Here is a 17792-nt window from a genome sequence, read left to right as displayed (position 1 = left end):
TTTTGCCTTATTTTTGCAAATAACTCATAAAATGAACTTACTAGCCATCGAATCTTCGTGTGATGAAACCTCTGCCGCCGTGATGGTGGATGGAGTTCTACAATCAAACGTTATTTCAACCCAACTAATCCATACAGAATGGGGTGGAGTAGTTCCCGAGTTGGCTAGTAGAGAACATCAAAAAGCGATCATACCTGTTGTACAGGAAGCTCTACAAAAAGCAAATATAAACAAAAATGACCTGAATGCCATTGCCTTCACAAGAGGGCCCGGTTTATTGGGAGCATTGCTAGTCGGAACCTCATTTGCGAAGTCACTGGCACTCGCTTTAAACATTCCATTGATTGAGGTAAATCATATGCAAGCGCATGTATTGGCGCATTTCATTGAAGAGCCCAAACCTCAATTTCCCTTTCTGTGTTTAACGGTGAGCGGCGGACATACACAACTTGTTTGGGTCGAAGATGCACTTCACATGGAGGTCATCGGTGAAACCCAAGATGATGCCGTAGGTGAGGCCTTCGATAAGACTGCAAAACTCATCGGCCTTCCCTATCCAGGTGGTCCTTTAATTGATAAATTAGCGCAAGTCGGAAACCCGGAACGATTCCCCTTTTCCTTAGGTGAAATGCCCGGACTAAATTTCTCCTTCTCCGGAATTAAGACCCAGATCCTCTATTTCCTTCAAAAGGAAACCCAGAAAAATCCACAATTCATTGAAGAAAATAAGGCCGATATTTGTGCGTCGGTACAGAAAAGTCTCATCGATATGCTCCTGCGTAAAGTCAAAAAAGCCATGCGGGAGAAAAATTGTAAGCAAATTGCGATCGCTGGAGGGGTATCTGCCAACTCAGGTTTACGCAGTCGACTGAAAGCATTAGGCGAAAAGGAAAATTGGGATGTCTTTATTCCCGCATTCCAATATTGCACGGATAACGCCGGCATGATCGCCATGGCTGGGCAATTTAAATATGAAGCCGGTGAATTTACGGATCAGGATGTGACGCCGTTGGCGCGGTATTCTCTTTAATTTCACGAATTTGTAGAGACGCGATACCTCGCGTCTATTTAATCAACATCCTGATAATTCACATCTTCGAATAGGAAATCAATTTTTCATGTTGAAAATTTCAGTATGAAAAATACAATCAGTCCCAAAGACCAAAACAGATTTCAAATTAAATCAACTCGCGCAGATTGGTGGGATTATTCAGCAAGTGGCTTGTACTTCGTAACAATTTGCACTAAACTCATGAAACCCAGTTTTGGGAGACTTGAAAACGAAAAGGTCATTCTATCGACAATAGGAAAAATCGCAGATACCAATTGGCAGAAAATCACTAAATATTTTCCTTATGTTCATTTGGGGCCATACATCATCATGCTTAACCATTTACACGGCATCATTCTTATTGATAAATCATTCAGTAAATCTGAAAATAATCAAGCAAAATTTGGGTCTCAATCCAACAACTTAGCCTCAATTATTCGAGGATTTAAATCATCAGTGACAGTTGAAGCAAGAAAATTAGATGCTGATTTTTCATGGCAAGCAAGATTTCATGATCGAATCATACGAGATGAAAATGAGCTGGAAAATATTATTCAATATATCTATGACAATCCAATCAAAGGTTAATGAAGTACGAACGCGATTAGTCCCGGTTGTTCATATAATAGACGCGAGGTATCGCGTCTCTACACCAACGCCTTCAGGGCATTCCAGAACTCCATCTTCAAGGCCTTTTCTGCATCGGTTAATGTCGAAATTAAACGAGGGAAATAATAAACACGCTTATCCCCAATCGATACAATCTGATTCGCCTGCAAACCAGCGAGCGCCTGATCGCCCAAAAAGATAAAGCGTGTTGGCTTCGTCTTGCTCACAAATTCCTCCAAAGAAACCTGAATTTGATCCGCATCAATAATGGACCAATCCCCCTGAGGTAAAGTCAACGGCGGTGCAGAAAAAATCAATTGCAATCGCGATTTTTCTGCCTCGTTGATGGCTCCAATAACCAACCAAGGGCTCGCGATAGTAGGAACACCCACCTCAACAACCTCCGCTTCAGGAATGGCCGCTTGATTAAGCTGCTCCAATGGACGCTCTGACGTGACCCAGTAGATCACCTCATTCTCATATAAAGCAGCTAAATCAATTTCTTCTGACATCTTATGCTAATGAACCACGCAACACACAAGCCTCACGATCCGGGCCTGTTGAAATAAAGTTGATCGGTAAATCTAAATGCTTTTCTAAAAACTTAATATAGGTCGAAAGCGCTGCAGGCAACTCCTCAAAACGACGCATGCCTTCCAAAGAACAACTCCATCCTTTCAAGGTTTCATACACCGGCTTCACTTTGATATCCGTAATTTCAAAGGGAATTTGATCGGTAATCGTTCCATCAGGCATTTCATAGGCGGTACAAACCTGTATCTCATCAAAAATATTCAAAACATCCGCCTTCATCATGATCAACTGAGTCACCCCATTAATCATCATGGCATATTTCAAGGCTGGCAAATCAATCCAACCACAACGACGTGGCCGACCAGTCGTTGAACCAAACTCACGACCCTCTTGACGCATACGCTCACCTACTTCATCCTCTAATTCCGTTGGGAATGGCCCAGAACCCACACGGGTTGCGTAAGCCTTAAAAATCCCAAATACCTCACCAATGTTCTTGGGAGCAACACCTAAACCGGTACAAGCACCAGCCGTAATCGTATTTGATGATGTCACAAAAGGATAAGAACCAAAATCAACATCTAATAATGAACCTTGCGCACCCTCAGCTAAAATCGTCCTGCCCGCTTGAATCGCATGATTCACCGAATATTCCGAATCCACTAGATGAAACTCCTTCATGAAAGCAACCGCCTCAAAAAACTCTTTCTCAGCTGCAGCTAAATCATATTCAAATTTATAAACATCCAAAATCGCTTTGTGGCGATCTACCAATGCATTGTATTTGGCCGAAAAGTCAGGCGCAATCATATCACCCACACGTAATCCCTGACGAGAAATTTTGTCCGTATAGGTAGGCCCGATTCCCTTCAAGGTTGACCCAATCTTCGCATCCCCTTTGGCTTTTTCATACGCAGCATCCAACAAACGGTGCGTAGGCAAAATGATCGATGCCTTTTTTGAAATCTCTAAATTCTTACGTAAGTCTAAGTTGAAATGCGCCAATCCATCAATCTCTTTTTTAAAGATAATCGGATCTAAAACCACCCCATTTCCAATAATATTCTGAACCTCTTGACGAAAAATTCCTGACGGAATTTGATGCAATACGTGCTTAAATCCATCAAATTCAAGCGTATGTCCCGCATTAGGACCCCCTTGAAAACGTGCAACTACCTGGTAACGAGGTGCTAAAACATCCACGATCTTTCCTTTTCCCTCATCGCCCCACTGTAAGCCTAATAATACGTCAACTGCCATAATATGAATATAAATGATAAATAATTACTCCGGTGATTGAGCCTGGTATTGATCTCGAGACTCACAATTTTTCTTGGTGCAAGAACCATAAAATATCAAAGAATGGTGCATCACATTGAATTCCAACATTTCACCCACCAAACTCTGAATCGTTTGAACACGTGGATCACAAAACTCGGTCACCTTGTGACAATCTGTACAAATTAAATGATCATGCTGCCGACGTCCATAGGACTTTTCAAACTGCGCTTGATTGCGACCAAACTGGTGTTTAACCACCAAATCGCACTCCACTAAAACATCTAAGGTATTGTAAACCGTTGCACGCGAAACTTGATATTTCTTATTTTTCATGGAGATATATAACTCCTCCACATCAAAATGATCATCCCGCAAATAAATTTCTTCCAATATGGCAAAACGCTCCGGCGTTTTCCGCAGACCCTTATTTTCTAAGTAAGCTGTGAAAATCTTTTTAACCGAATCAAACTTCTCTATTGCTGCGGACATTCTTGAAAAAAAACAATGTAAAATAAGCAAAAAAAACGGAAAAATGCTACTTAATCTTCACGTGCAACTTCGATTACGCCAGCGACCATTTCCAACTCCGCCGCCAAACTTTCCAAGTGTGATGTATCATGAATCATCAATGAAATCTTGCCTTCAAATAAGCCATCTTTCACCCCAATCGCCAAGGCCGTAATATTTACCTTTAACTCATCAGAGATCACCCGCGTCACATCATTGACTAAACCCACGCGGTCTATTCCACGAATGGTCAACTCCACCACAAATGACATCTGAATTTGACTCGTCCATTGGGCTTTGATAACCCGATCCCCATGCCGAGATAATAACTCTGGCGAATTCGGACAGGTAGTCCGATGTATTTTAATCCCCTCATTAATCGTCACAAATCCAAATACCTCATCTCCCGAAATCGGGTTACAACACTTCGCCAAGGTATAATCTACCTTGTCCATGTCTTCACCTATTAACAAAATATCCGACTCCTTTCGACCTTCCTCCACCTGTTGCATTCCCTTCTTAAAGGATTTACTATCCACAATAGGCGCCTTAATAGCTTTCTCCGCCTGTTTCCGCTCATGCATTTCTTTGTCGGCCTTCCAGTGTTTCAACTGATCCACAGAAATATAAGCCTTCCCAAAACGGTAGAATAAATCATTCGCATCCTTTGCATTGAAATAAGCCCTCAATTGATTTGTTAATTCCAAAGTCAAATTCGGATAACCCAAATGCTTCAATCGCGCCTCCACAACATCGCGGCCTTGAATTAAATACCCTTTATTATCCTCTTTGATGCAATCCTTGATGCGCGCCTTGGCCTTGGTAGTAGTAACGATGCGCAACCAATCCTCGGAAGGTTTTTGCTTCGAGGAGGTTAAAATTTCCAACTGATCACCATTGCTTAATTTATGCGAAAGGGGTACTAGTTTTCCGCCCACTTTTGCACCAATGCAGTGCGAACCTACCTCAGAATGTATCTCAAACGCAAAATCCAAGGCCGTTGCACCCGCTTGAAGTACAACCAATTTCCCTTTAGGAGTGAAAACAAAAACTTCCTCATGGTATAAAGAGTTTTTGATGTCGTCTACTAATTCAACGGCCGACTGGCTTTTATCATTCATTTCCAAAGCTTCACGTACTTGGCTTAACCAAGATTCAAATGCTTGTGAAGTTCTTGTGTCGGTTCCTTTATACTTAAAGTGGGCAGCAACCCCTTTCTCCGCAATCTCATCCATACGTTTGGTACGAATCTGCACCTCAACCCAGCGGCCTTCTTTGTCATTGCCAAATGGCATACTCATCACCGTAGTATGTAGTGATTCGTAACCATTCGATTTAGGAGTAGATACCCAGTCCTTTAAACGGCTAGGATTAGGACGATAATGATCCGTAACGATACTATATACCTCCCAACATTCTCCTTTTTCACGCTCCAATGGCACATCCAATACCACCCGAATCGCGAATAAATCATAGATTTTTTCAAAAGGAGTATCGGCCTTTTTAATTTTATTATAAATGGAATAAATGGATTTTGGTCGGCCTTTAATCGTATACTTCATTCCGCGCTCATCCAATGACTTCTTGATTGGTCGAATGAATTGCTCCACAAAACTCTCGCGGTTTTGCTTATTTTCCATCAACTTATGTGCGATGTCCTTATAAGCTTCCGTCTCTGTAAACTTCAATCCTAAATCTTCCAACTCCGTCTTGATCGCATTCAATCCTAGTCGGTGAGCTAAAGGAGCATACAAGTAAATGGTCTCAGAAGCAATCTTCAACTGCTTTTCCTTCGCCATGCTCTCCAAAGTTCGCATGTTATGCAATCGGTCCGCAAGTTTGATTAAAATCACCCGAATATCATCCGAAAGTGTTAACAACATCTTGCGGAAGTTTTCGGCTTGTTGGGATGTCCCATACTCAAATGTCCCGGCAATCTTGGTCAACCCATCGATAATTTGAGCAATTTTGGGATTGAACATCTTTTCGATTTCCTGTAAAGTCATATCGGTATCTTCGACCACATCATGCAACAAAGCGGCAATGATGGATGTCGTACCCAATCCGATTTCCTCCACACAGATCTGCGCAACAGCCAATGGGTGATAGATGTAAGGCTCACCCGATTTACGACGCATTTCTTTATGCGCCTCCACAGATAGTAAAAATGCCTTCTTGATCTCCTTCGCATCATCATCTTTCAAATACGGTTTTGCCGTACGCAAAAGCTTGCGATAACGCTTTAGTATTTCCAGTCTCTCGGCTTCTAAATCTATTTTCATCACGCTATTTCGCTTGTATTAAGGCCACTGCCATCGCTGAAATTCCCTCTTTTCTACCCACAAAACCCAATCCTTCTGAAGTGGTTGCCTTGACAGAAATTTGATCCACATCCAAGTCCATAACGCTAGCTAGATTCTCCTTTATAGAAGGTATATGGGGGTTTAATTTCGGTTGGTCTAACACCACCGTCACATCTACATTACCCACTTCCCAACCTTTTTCACGAATCATTTCCAATACTTTTTTCAATAGCAATGTGGACGCTACTCCTTTCCACATCGGATCCTTATCTGAAAAATGGTATCCTATATTACGCATGTTGGCAGCTCCCAATAAAGCATCGCACAAAGCATGACATACTAAATCTGCATCCGAATGGCCCATTGGGCCAAAATCACTTGGAATTTCAACACCACCCAAAATAAATGGCCGGCCCTCTACCCAGCGATGTACATCATACCCTTGTCCTACGCGTATTTTCATGATTATCCTTGTTTAAGATAAAGCAATGTATTCTTTTTCCCTTGAACAAACAGCCTATTTGCCCATTCTTGTACTTCACTCAACGTTACAGCAGCAATATGCGCAGCCTCCGTATTAACAAAATCGACGTTCCCTGCATTTGCCGCCATCGCTAAATTCATCGCCCGATTTAACACTTCCACCTCACCAAAAACCAATGAAGCCTCCGCTTGATTTTTCACGCGCTGTAAACCGTCGGCATCAATACCTTTTTGAACAAAATGCGCTAGCGCATCAAGCAAGCTTTTTTCAGCCTCCGCAACATCCACTCCATCACAAACCTGACCAGAAATAACCAACAATCCCGGATCTACAGATCCTGTCAATGACGCCTGTAAAGAATCAAAAATACGTTGATTTTGTACCAATTCAATATATAAAAACGATGACTCATTGCGTCCCAGTAAGTCGGACAATAAATCAATCGCATGATAGCCTGAATCATAACGCCCTACCACCGGGCAAGCGATGTAAATCCGATTCGAAGGAACATCCGCTTGTATTTCCAAGCGCCGATCCTCAGCTTGCTGGGGTTCCTTCGGTAAATTACGTTCCGGTTTAATCCCGGCAGGAATAGGCCCAAACCATTTTTCTGCTAATGCCTTTACTTCTTCAAATTTCACCCGACCAGCAACAACCAAAATAGCATTACTGGGTACATAATGCTTTTGAAAAAAGGCTTTCACATCATCTAATGTTGCTTCTTCAATATGCGCTATTTCCTTTCCAATCGTCGCCCAGCGATAAGGATGTTGCTGATAAATTAATGGACGAAATTTCAACCAAACATCACCATACGGTTGATTTAAATACCGTTGCTTAAATTCCTCAATCACGACTTTCCGCTGGACTTCCAACGACTGTGGATTAAATGCCAACGATAGCATTCGGTCAGACTCTAACCAAAAGGCGGTTTCCAAGTTTTGGTAAGGCAAGGAAATATAATAATTCGTTAAATCAGGGGTAGTAAAGGCATTATTTTCGCCACCTACAGATTGCAAGGGAGCATCATAATTGGGGATATTCACCGACCCGCCAAACATCAAATGTTCAAACAAATGGGCGAATCCTGTCCGTTCCGAATCTTCATCGCGAGAGCCCACGTCATAAATTACATCCATTACGGCAAGTGTCGTGCTAGAATCCTCATGCACAATCACGCGTAGGCCATTGGATAATGTGAATTGTTCGTATGAAATCATGCGGTGTGGGCGAAATATAAAATAGAAACAAAAGTAAAAAATTAGGCCTAAAAACCACAGGTCTTAGCTATTTTTACAAACCAAAATTTGAAGATGCGAATTTTATTTCTTTGTTTATTTTCCTGCGTTTCCTTGATAAGTCCCGCGCAACTCTTACAAGATGCACAAGCACGTAGCCTAATCACACAAGGACTCAATCACTTATACCAATATAATTTCAAAGAAGCCTCGGAAGATTTTAAAGCCCTTAAATCCGCTCACCCAAAACATCCTGCCGCATATTTATTAACGGCAATGCAGTATGAGCAACAATATTTCCCATTAAAAGACCATCCAGCCCAAAGTAAAGCTTATCTAGCTTTTTTGGAAATAGCCTATAATTTGGCACAAGAAACCTATGAAAAAAACCCGAATGATTTAGAAGCATCTTTTTTCTGTACCGCTTCCTTGGGGTTTTTGGCCGCTTATGAAGCAGATAACCAAAATTTTATGAAATCGGTTTCTCATGCGCGCAAAGCATACGCGTTTATGAAAATTGGTATTAAAAATACCGATCGCCAACCCGAGTTTCTGTATTCCTCGGGTATTTACAATTACTACCGCGTTGCCTATCCAGATCTTCACCCCGTAATAAAACCCCTCATGTTCTTTTTTGAAGATGGCAATAAACGAACAGGTTTATCCATGCTTGAGGCTGGTACACGCAAAACCATTTTTGTTCGGAATGAATCCTTATTCTATTATAGTTACGTTTTCAACAAATACGAAGGAACTCCACATAGAGGACTACCCTATAACACCCAATTAATCCAACAGTTCCCTAACAACCACTGGTACATTTTACAAAGAGCTGAATTACTGACTTTATCGGGCCAATATGATGCAGCAGGGCCGTTTTTGGACCAATTAGAAAAAATCAATTCACCCTATTTCAAAGGTGCTGCTCAAGTTTTCAGAGGTATGCGAGAAGAATTTTTCACCAAAAAATATTCATTAGCTGAAGCTTTTTATGCAAAAAGCCTGGGCTATCCTTGGGAAGAAAGGTTTACAAAAGACATACGAGGATTAGCACTGTTGGGTATTTCAAGACTCGAACACCGGAAAGGAAACAAATCTAAAGCAACTGAATTTGCGAGAAAAGCGGCAGATTTCGTGGAATACAAAAACTCAATCGCAGAACAAAAAAGATTACTTAAACTTCATTAGCAAGCACCACCTGCTCATAAATAAATGTCTTTTCAAAAGCCCCCGCTAAAGGTGTCAATTCAAATGGAATATGTTTCCGCAATTGTGAAATATCCAAGCTAACTTGTTGGACATCCGTAGGCATTGCCTCCATAAACTCCACTTGAAAATGAGGAACTTTGGATTTTACCAAAGCAATAATTTCCAATACCGATATCGTTTGACCAGAACCTATATTCAAGGTCTGATTTTTCACTTGCGCCTTAAACAAATCCATGATCGCACGTGAAATATCCGAGGCAAACAAATAATCTTTCGCTTGCGTCCCATCTCCCCAAACCACTAAAGTTTCCCCTCGCAGGGCCTTACGAATGGCAATATTTATTACCCCCTGTGTCGAAGAGCGATGATGCAACCCAAAAGGATTCGATAAACGTAAAATCAAATAATCAATCTGATATAGATTCGCATACAAACGAATGTAATGCTCAACTGCAAGCTTTATAATACCATAGGAACTAATCGGTTGGCAAGCCTGCGACTCCTTTTTATGCGTTGGCAATTCATTCCCATAAACAGCACCGCCCGATGATAAATACACTAAATTCTTACAAGCAAAGGCCTTCATCACTTCCATCAAACCGATGGTAGGAAGCAAATTCGTTTCCACATCTCGTTGGATATTATGCGTCGAAAGCGCAGGAATTATCGAACTCGCGAAATGAAAAACGTGCGTAAACTGGTGATTTTCGAATAAATGCGTAAGCAGCTCTACATCTGAATAATCCCCTTCTACAAAAAGCACATCTGGAAAATATATCGAAGATTCAGGAATATCTTGGGATAAAACAACCAATTCTAAGGCATCATTTTGAAGGTGCTGCTGCACATAATCCAGGAGATTATAGCCTAAAAATCCGGCACCGCCAACAACGAGAATTTTATCCATGTGCTTTTAATGTGAAACAAAAATAGGGTAAATTCGTATAAAATATACCGCACTCATGAATTTGCTTATTGCTCGATCGAATTTCTATTCTTATTCTGAGACGTTTATCGACGAACAAATTAAGCAATTAGCTCCTACCGAGGTTCTATATGAGGGCTGGTTGCCAAGCAGAACCTACAGCGGAAAATCCATATACCCCTTTCCGCTCACGCTCCTGATTGTTCGCGGAACGTTACGAAATCTTTTCCCTTCGCTCTTCCGAAAAATATACCAGTATTTCTTAGTAAAATTTATCCGTAACAATGGAATCGATGCTTTATTAGCGAATTATGGACCTCTCGGAGCGAATATATACGAAGCATGTTTAGCGGCGAATATTCCTTATTCGATTGTGTTTTTAGGTTTTGATGCCAACGAGAAAAAAACCTTGACGCAATACCAGGCAGCATACCAGGCAATGTTACCTCGGGCAAAATCTGTCATCGTGGTGGCGCAATCGATGCGGGAAAACCTGGAGGCGATTGCGGGTCCTTTGAGCAATCTGTACTTCATTCCTTGCGGGGTAGATACGTCCAAATTCAAACCTTTTGGCGAAAAATCAGAGCAATTCACCTTCATTTCCGTGGCGCGTTTTGCCGAGAAAAAAGGACCTATTCATAGCTTAAGAGCCTTTACAAAAGTATTCAAAGAAATTCCTTCTGCTAGACTTCTCATGGTAGGCGATGGCCCCATGTGGGATGAGGCAAAAGCTTTTGTCGCTGATAACCACTTGGAAAATCACGTGGACTTTTTAGGCGCTAAAACCCAAGATGAATACTTGCCCTTATTGCAGTCGGCACATGTATTCATCCAACATTCCATCATCACCGCAGCAGGGGATTCCGAAGGAACTCCTGTGGCGATTTTAGAAGCGGCAGCCTGTGGCTTACCTACCGTTTCCACGCGCCATGCGGGTATTCCTGATGCCGTGATTGAAGGGGAAACGGGAATCTTGACCGATGAACATGATATTGAGGCCATGGCTACAGCTTGTATTTTATTAGCCCAAAATCCTTCAGAAGCTTTAAAAATGGGTATTGCGGCACGCAAACATGTATCCGAACAATACGATGTGGTGAAGCTCAGTCAAAAAATCAAAAGTATTTTAAAATAAGTGTATTTTTGTTCCTTATTCGAATAATGCATGGGAATCGTCATACGGCAAAGTCTTAAAGCCTCCATCGTCACCTATATGGGGACGGCGATCGGGACGTTCAATGTCATCTTCCTTTACAATCAATTCTTAAATCAGAATGAAGTTGGCCTAATCGCCGGCGCCTTGGTCAGCATTCCATTGATTTTTGCTTCGTTCACCCAATTGGGAATTCCCCAATTAGCCGTTCGATTTTTCCCGCATTTCGATGATCCGGAAAATGGCCATAACGGCTTTTTTACCTTCTTATTGATTGCACCGCTGTTTGGATTGAGTCTTTTTACCTTGGGATATTTGAGTTTAAAAGAGACCTTTAACAGCCTATACGCCGACACATCTCCTTTGTTGCCCCGCTATTTTTATTACATCATTCCGCTGACAGCCAGTTTTTTGTACATGGCGATATTGGAAGCTTATGCGCGGGTTCATTTACGCATCGTGGTTCCGGCCATCATTCGTGAGTTGTTATTACGCTTATCTAACTCGGCACTCATCTTAAGTTTTGGACTAGGTTATTTGAATTTAGACCAACTGGTTTTAGGCATCACGCTTTCGTATATCTTCGCGGTCATTGGTTTATTGATCTACATCAAACAGCTCAAACGCTTTTATACGCGGCTCGATTTTTCATTTCTTCGGAAGCCGGTATTCAATGAAATGTTGCAATATGGCGGTTGGGTTATTTTAGCTGGCGCGAGTTTTACCTTGATCCAACACGTTGAGAAAATCATGTTACCTGCCTACGCAGGCGGATTAGGCACCACGGCCGTTTTCGACATCAATTCTCGGATGGGCTTGATGATTGCCATTCCACGTAATGTGATTGCGGCGATTAGTACCCCTATTTTGGCACAAGCCTGGAAGCGAGACGACCATGCACAAATCGCTGATATCTATAAAAAATCTTCTGCTAACTTATTATTGGTTGGCTGTTTTCTCTTCCTCGGCATTTGGTGCAACCTCGATTTCATCTACCAAATCATCCCGAATCATGAGGTCTATGAGGCCGGTAAATGGGTAGTTTTGATGGTGGGAATCAGCAAGGTGATCGATATGGGAACGGGTTTGAATTCAGAAATCTTAATTAATTCCAAATACTACCGGTACGACCTGTTTTTTTACTTGATATTAGCCATCGGAATCGTGGTGGGCAATTTGATTTTCATCCCGCTGTATTCCTATAACGGAGCTGCATTAGCATCCTTAATCGCGCTTGGTGGATACAATGCCATCAAATATTTTTTCCTTTGGAACAAAATGGGCATGCAGCCCTTTGATATGAAAACGCTCGGAATTATCCTGTCTAGCATCCTAATTGGCTACATTGTTTTGGCGATTCCGGTGATTGGCGAAAATTGGTTTGTCAATGTGGGTTTACGTTCCACTGCGATTGCGCTATTGTTCTTTGGGGCTTGTTGGGCCTTCAATTTATCCCCCGACATACGCCTAATGATCGAAAATAAATTAAAGAAATGAAGTTGATGTCATTGGCGGGAGGTTTGCCGCACTATTACAATTTGGTATTAAACAAGCTCCAAAAGGAAATGGGGGTTGAGGTTTGTGTGGTTGTTCCATCTGCCAAAGGTGCCACCTTAGGAGCAGGTGTTTTTGAGAGCAAAGACGGCATTGAGTTCAAGGTTTTCTATCAAGAAGAATATACGACGTATTACGGCAAGAAGTTTTTCAAAGGCTTAAAGGAGTTAATATTACAGGAGAAGCCTGATGTTTTGATGGTCAATTGGCCTTATCAAGCGGCCTTTGTTTTTTATCCAGGTTGGTATAATTTTCTACGTCGGAATAAGGTAGCCTTAGTTTCCAAAGAGATTCCTTTTCAGGTTCCTCATTATGATCAAGCGATATCCTATTATTTGAATGGGGGCGGTGTGACGGAGAATAATCAAGCGCACCAACAAAATAAATCGATTTTGGCGCGAATCAAATTCATGATTGTGCGAGAGACCCGACGCTTATTCAGCAATTTGGTGGATGCGCATATTAATTATTTGGATGAGGCAGTGGCGATGCATGCGTCCTATGGCGTACCGGCTGAGAAGGTTTTTGTTACAGCAAATTCACCGGATACAGATGCTTTATTAGCCACGTCCAACGAGCTTAAAGACGTCCAAGCTAATCCCTATCGTTTGTTACACATCGGCCGATTAGTTAAGTGGAAGCAGGTGGATGTATTAATTGAAGCAACGATTGCTTTGCATGAGAAATACCCTCAAACCGAACTTAGTATCGTGGGTGACGGACCGGAATTGGAGGCCTTAAAAACGCAAGCGGCCGGATACGATTTTATACACTTTCTTGGAGGCATTTATGACCCGAAAGTTTTAGGCCAAATTACCTGCGAGGCAGGGATTTACGTCTTAGCCGGCATGGGTGGTTTATCCATCAACGAGGCCATGTGTTTTGCCAAACCGGTGGTTTGCTCAGTCGCAGATGGTACGGAAAAGCGTTTGGTGCGCGAAGGATATAATGGTCATTTTTTTGAGTCTGGTTCGGTGTCTAGCTTGGTTTCGGTGATCGAAAAACTTTTCGCGAATCCTGATCAAATTGCGGTCATGGGTAAACGTTCCCAAGAAATCATCCAAAACGAAATCAATATCCATACGGTATTGGGAAATTACATGGAGGCGTTTCGGTTTGCGATCGCGAAGCGATAGCAAACAGTCGCTAGTCACTAGTCTTCAGTCGCAAGTGGTGAGTCCGTATCCCTTTGGCAATTGTTTTGAAATAAATTACCCTTCAAAATCAAAGGTTGAATGAAACAAGTCTTCTTAGTGGTAACTCTTATCATTCTTTGTACAAACACAGGTGAGGCACAGACCTCTGATTTGGGCAGTTGGAACATCCTCAATTTAAAGTATAACCATTCTGACAAGCTCAGCTTTTTTGGCGAAGCACAACTCCGTTCGTTAAAATTTTACAACAACTTTCATTATTACGAATATAAGGGCGGTATTGACTACCAAGTTTACAAAAATGTTAAGTTGACTTTAGGTGCTGGTAGTTATCAAACCTACAAGGAGGGAGGTAATTTTATTTTACCAAAAAACAATGATGAATTTAGGCTTTGGCCCCAACTAGTATTATTTCAATCAATAGGAAAGTTAAAGATTGAACAACGCTATCGAACAGAGCTTAGATTCACAAGTAATGGCTATCGAAATAGGTATCGATATAGACTTGGGGCATCCTATCCTTTGGGCAAAGAAAAAAATGGATACAAACCATTTCAACTAAGTGTAAGTGATGAAATATTTTTCACCGATAACGAACCTTATTTTGAACGAAACAGATTACTGTTTGCCCTCAATTATAAACCTTCTAAATCATCCACGATACAGATCGGGTATTTACATCAATTTGACTATAAAATTAATGACGAAACGGGACGAGATTTTCTTGTACTTGGTTTATACTTTGATCTATTCAGAAAAGGGACTACTAAATCACCGACCAATAATGAGCTCATAGACAACTAGTTATACATAATCGCTTGTAGCAAACCGCACCTACAAGTAATTTGGATGTTCAGTGCTTAGTAGAAAAATTAGTGCTTATTTCATGTATAGATTTTTAACGAGCTTATTCTTCATGAAATCAACATCCATCGGGTTTTTTTAAGTAATTATTTGGAGGCATTTCGATTTGTAATCGCGAACAGTCGTTAGTCGCTAGTCACCAGTGGTCAGTCCGTGTCCCTTTGGCAATCCTCCCAGGTTTGCCAAAGTTTGAGACGCATTTCGCGTCGATTCATTCATTCCTCTCCTCTGTATTTTACCTTGGTTTCTCCCGAAATTGAGTCTGGAGAAGATAATAGGCAATTCAATGGAAAATGATTGCTATCTATTACACAACCATTAAATAAGTCGATTTGATGGTTTAAAATTAAATCGCAATTTTTGATGAATGCTAAATCAATAAAATCCATTTTGGTTCACATCAAATTGAAGTAAACTTAACATGGTTCCGTAAACATTGGAAAATTGCCCTGTTAAGAAATCATTTAAAATATTACTATACACCCAATTTATAAAGCTCATTATGACAAAAATCCTACCATTTCTTCTGCTATTATCATTTATAGCAAGTGGACAAAATAGTAATCGCAAAGCAAATCCCAATAGAGGCAACAGTGCCATTCAAGAATGGGAAACATTTAATGGGTCAGATTATTCGATTAGATACCCATCCAATTGGGAGTTAGACGATAGCGAACAAATGGGAACAAGTTTAATCTTGTTTTCTCCAATCGAGCACTCCAAAGACCAATTCAAAGAAAATGTAAATCTTATCATACAAGACCTTAGTGCTTATAATCTAGATTTAGATGATTTTGTTGAACTCACATTGGAACAAGTTAAAACAATGATAAGTAATTCCACGCTGGTGGAGAGCAAGAGAATAAATAAAGCAGATTCTGAATATCACAAACTGGTCTATTTAGGAGATCAAGGCATGTTTAAGTTAAAATTCGAACAATATTGTTGGGTAATTAATGAAAAGGCATACATACTTACCCTAACCTGTGAAAGGAATAAATTTCCCATCTACAAAGCTACTGGAGAAAAGATTTTAAATTCATTTTTGATTTTAAATTGATAATTGAAAGAAATAGAAACTCAATATGGAGCACTTGATTTCTAAGCTTGTTTCCCATTCAAAATATTGGGTTCTATGCATTTGTTTGAATTCCAACTTTTCTACGAATGCTCAGTCTTTCTTTAATCTTGAATCAGGGGCACTCTTTACCAATATCAATGATATACGTAACGGCAATAATGGAACAACGTTTTCTCTCAAAAATGATTTTCAAACTCCAGTAATTCCATTTTTGAGGATTCGTGTTGGCCACATATTAAATGGAAAAGATCATTTTTCAGTACTCTATGCCCCCTTAAAAATTACAGAAACTGGAACATTGGAAAATGATATACTTTTTGATGGAAAAAACTTTAAAGCTAACATACCAATAGCAGCTATTTACAAGTTTAATTCTTATCGTTTTACATATAATCGAAGAATAATTAGCAAAGACAATTTTAAATTTGGCCTTGGCTTATCCGCAAAAATTAGAGATGCTGGAGTATCGTTGAAGAATAGAGAGCTTTTAAGTGAAAATTTTGGATTTGGATTCGCTCCACTTATCAACCTAATAGCCAATTGGGATATCTCTCAAAAAGCAGGTATTGATTTTTTTGGCGAATTTATAGCGGCAAGCAAAGGTAGAGCAATTGATTTATCATTGTCCGGAAGATATCGTTTCTCGAAAAACCTGCAAGGAAATATGGGCTATAGACTGCTAGAAGGGGGATCAAACGGGAACATTCGATACAACTTTATTCAACTTCATTCGATCTTCACTAGTATAAACTACACATTTAACAATAACAATACAGAGAAATAACTACTGAATTTTAGCGTTTTTATTTAGATTACTATTTTTAACCTTGAACGGTATTAAGAAACTTGATTGACTACCTTGTAAATCGGTATGATACTGTAAGTCAAAAGGCGTTGAGATTTGCGAACGCTTCGCAATAACAAACAGTAGATATTCTTCCTTTGGCAATCCTCATTAGTTTGCTAAAGAGGGTGAGGTGAATGCCTTATCATGAGAACTAAGTTAATCTTTTGAGTAACTTTCTTACCTAACCAAGAAATTATAATTATCAACTGCCCAAACGGGATACTAATTCATTGTCAATGGAAGTAATATTCGAAATTACATTGTTTATACTAGCGGGATATTTTCTCATTAATTGGTTTGTTAAACAAAAAATTAGTGGGTTCAATAGTTTCTATGAAAATACTCAAGAAAATACAATAAGAGAAGCAAACAAAATTTTGAATTTATATTTATTAGAATTTTCGAATAAACCATCAGAAGAGTTAAAAGCCAAAATTTTGGACATTTTATCCCTAAATCAATCATATATAATTCTGACCTTTATTGACAATAAAGATCCCAAAGATGATGGTACGTTTAGCATTTCAAATTCAATAAATTTCAGAAAAATAAAAAATGGCGAAATAGGTGCATTTACTGACTTTGAAATAATGAGAAGTTACGTGGGACGCTATATTTCCACAGAAATAATATTAATTGCTGACTTCATTAAAATATGTAACGATAAAGGTATTACATCTATATCTTTGAATTTTACTTTGCCGAACCCCTTTCGTCTTAGAACGACTAATGAATAGAGTTGTATTTAACTTAATAGTAAACGGACTCGTATTTCTTGGAAAGAAGACTAGGCTTTCATACAATGAAATCAATATAATCGTTTATTACTTTGCCATACCATTTTCTTGGTTTCTCCTCATTGACATAATTTTGAATACACATTACTTAAAATTAGCTTTTGTAATTTTTACAATAGGTTTCATTTTCGGTTGCAGAAATTTCAAAGAATACGCAAACTGGTTGTTTGAAAAATCAGTTTCATTTTTAAACTATTTCAA

17 protein-coding genes are annotated in these 17792 nt (G+C 40.0%); 10 read left to right on the top strand and 7 right to left on the bottom strand.

The window, feature by feature from the left end:
• The first annotated feature begins 31 nt into the window (after positions 1-31).
• Both tsaD and ACIQZ2_RS00965 read left to right on the top strand, forming a co-directional pair.
• Positions 32-1030 carry a tRNA (adenosine(37)-N6)-threonylcarbamoyltransferase complex transferase subunit TsaD gene (tsaD, locus tag ACIQZ2_RS00970; protein WP_395766958.1) on the top strand — a complete coding sequence of 333 codons (999 nt, stop codon included), beginning with the start codon at positions 32-34 and terminating at the stop codon, positions 1028-1030.
• A 105-nt stretch (positions 1031-1135) separates the two neighbouring features.
• Positions 1136-1639, top strand: a complete 504-nt coding sequence (locus tag ACIQZ2_RS00965; RefSeq protein ID WP_395766957.1) for a transposase — start codon at positions 1136-1138, stop codon at positions 1637-1639.
• 59 nt (positions 1640-1698) lie between these two features.
• Here ACIQZ2_RS00965 and ACIQZ2_RS00960 read toward each other — a convergent pair whose 3' ends face one another.
• From ACIQZ2_RS00960 to ACIQZ2_RS00935, 6 genes are read right to left on the bottom strand one after another with little or no spacing between them, the layout of a single operon-like run.
• The gene (locus tag ACIQZ2_RS00960) at positions 1699-2172 is read right to left on the bottom strand and encodes a hypothetical protein (protein WP_395766956.1); all 474 of its coding nucleotides are present in this window, start codon (positions 2170-2172) and stop codon (positions 1699-1701) included.
• Position 2173: 1 nt separating this feature from the next.
• Positions 2174-3454, bottom strand: a complete 1281-nt coding sequence (locus ACIQZ2_RS00955; RefSeq protein ID WP_395766955.1) for an adenylosuccinate synthase — start codon at positions 3452-3454, stop codon at positions 2174-2176.
• Positions 3455-3478: 24 nt separating this feature from the next.
• A complete protein-coding gene (locus ACIQZ2_RS00950; protein WP_395766954.1) occupies positions 3479-3964 on the bottom strand; it encodes a Fur family transcriptional regulator in 486 nt (161 codons plus the stop codon).
• Positions 3965-4014: 50 nt separating this feature from the next.
• Positions 4015-6264, bottom strand: coding sequence for a RelA/SpoT family protein (locus ACIQZ2_RS00945; RefSeq protein ID WP_395766953.1), 2250 nt, complete (start codon positions 6262-6264; stop codon positions 4015-4017).
• Positions 6265-6268: 4 nt separating this feature from the next.
• Entirely contained in the window at positions 6269-6748 is a 480-nt protein-coding gene (gene ispF / locus ACIQZ2_RS00940; protein WP_395766952.1) for a 2-C-methyl-D-erythritol 2,4-cyclodiphosphate synthase, read from the bottom strand.
• A gap of 2 nt (positions 6749-6750) precedes the next feature.
• A complete protein-coding gene (locus tag ACIQZ2_RS00935) occupies positions 6751-7989 on the bottom strand; it encodes a M16 family metallopeptidase (RefSeq protein ID WP_395766951.1) in 1239 nt (412 codons plus the stop codon).
• 93 nt (positions 7990-8082) lie between these two features.
• Here ACIQZ2_RS00935 and ACIQZ2_RS00930 point away from each other — a divergent pair, with 93 nt between their 5' ends.
• Positions 8083-9195 carry a hypothetical protein gene (locus tag ACIQZ2_RS00930; protein WP_395766950.1) on the top strand — a complete coding sequence of 371 codons (1113 nt, stop codon included), beginning with the start codon at positions 8083-8085 and terminating at the stop codon, positions 9193-9195.
• Here ACIQZ2_RS00930 and ACIQZ2_RS00925 read toward each other — a convergent pair.
• The gene (locus ACIQZ2_RS00925) at positions 9182-10123 is read right to left on the bottom strand and encodes an NAD-dependent epimerase/dehydratase family protein (RefSeq protein WP_395766949.1); all 942 of its coding nucleotides are present in this window, start codon (positions 10121-10123) and stop codon (positions 9182-9184) included. The genes ACIQZ2_RS00930 and ACIQZ2_RS00925 overlap by 14 nt on opposite strands.
• 55 nt (positions 10124-10178) lie before the next feature.
• Between ACIQZ2_RS00925 and ACIQZ2_RS00920 the strand changes: the two genes are divergently transcribed.
• From ACIQZ2_RS00920 to ACIQZ2_RS00890, 7 genes are all read left to right on the top strand, one after another.
• On the top strand, positions 10179-11276 hold the full coding sequence (locus ACIQZ2_RS00920) for a glycosyltransferase (RefSeq protein WP_395766948.1): 1098 nt from the start codon (positions 10179-10181) through the stop codon (positions 11274-11276).
• Positions 11277-11306: 30 nt separating this feature from the next.
• The gene (locus ACIQZ2_RS00915; protein ID WP_395766947.1) at positions 11307-12791 is read left to right on the top strand and encodes a polysaccharide biosynthesis C-terminal domain-containing protein; all 1485 of its coding nucleotides are present in this window, start codon (positions 11307-11309) and stop codon (positions 12789-12791) included.
• Positions 12788-13984: a glycosyltransferase family 4 protein gene (locus ACIQZ2_RS00910; RefSeq protein ID WP_395766946.1), complete on the top strand. Its 1197-nt coding sequence runs from the start codon at positions 12788-12790 to the stop codon at positions 13982-13984. Before ACIQZ2_RS00915 ends, ACIQZ2_RS00910 begins: the two co-directional genes overlap by 4 nt.
• 99 nt (positions 13985-14083) lie before the next feature.
• Positions 14084-14806: a DUF2490 domain-containing protein gene (locus ACIQZ2_RS00905; protein ID WP_395766945.1), complete on the top strand. Its 723-nt coding sequence runs from the start codon at positions 14084-14086 to the stop codon at positions 14804-14806.
• 562 nt (positions 14807-15368) lie between these two features.
• Positions 15369-15926 carry a hypothetical protein gene (locus tag ACIQZ2_RS00900; protein WP_395766944.1) on the top strand — a complete coding sequence of 186 codons (558 nt, stop codon included), beginning with the start codon at positions 15369-15371 and terminating at the stop codon, positions 15924-15926.
• Positions 15927-15951: 25 nt separating this feature from the next.
• A complete protein-coding gene (locus tag ACIQZ2_RS00895) occupies positions 15952-16731 on the top strand; it encodes a hypothetical protein (protein ID WP_395766943.1) in 780 nt (259 codons plus the stop codon).
• Between the two features lie 299 nt (positions 16732-17030).
• Positions 17031-17531, top strand: a complete 501-nt coding sequence (locus ACIQZ2_RS00890; protein WP_395766942.1) for a hypothetical protein — start codon at positions 17031-17033, stop codon at positions 17529-17531.
• The last annotated feature ends 261 nt before the right edge of the window (positions 17532-17792 follow it).

The sequence above is a fragment of the Aquirufa sp. genome, assembly GCF_044342065.1.
GTDB lineage: Bacteria > Bacteroidota > Bacteroidia > Cytophagales > Spirosomataceae > Aquirufa.
Note: the sequence above shows the minus strand (reverse complement) of the source record. Positions and strands in the feature narration are given on the sequence as shown.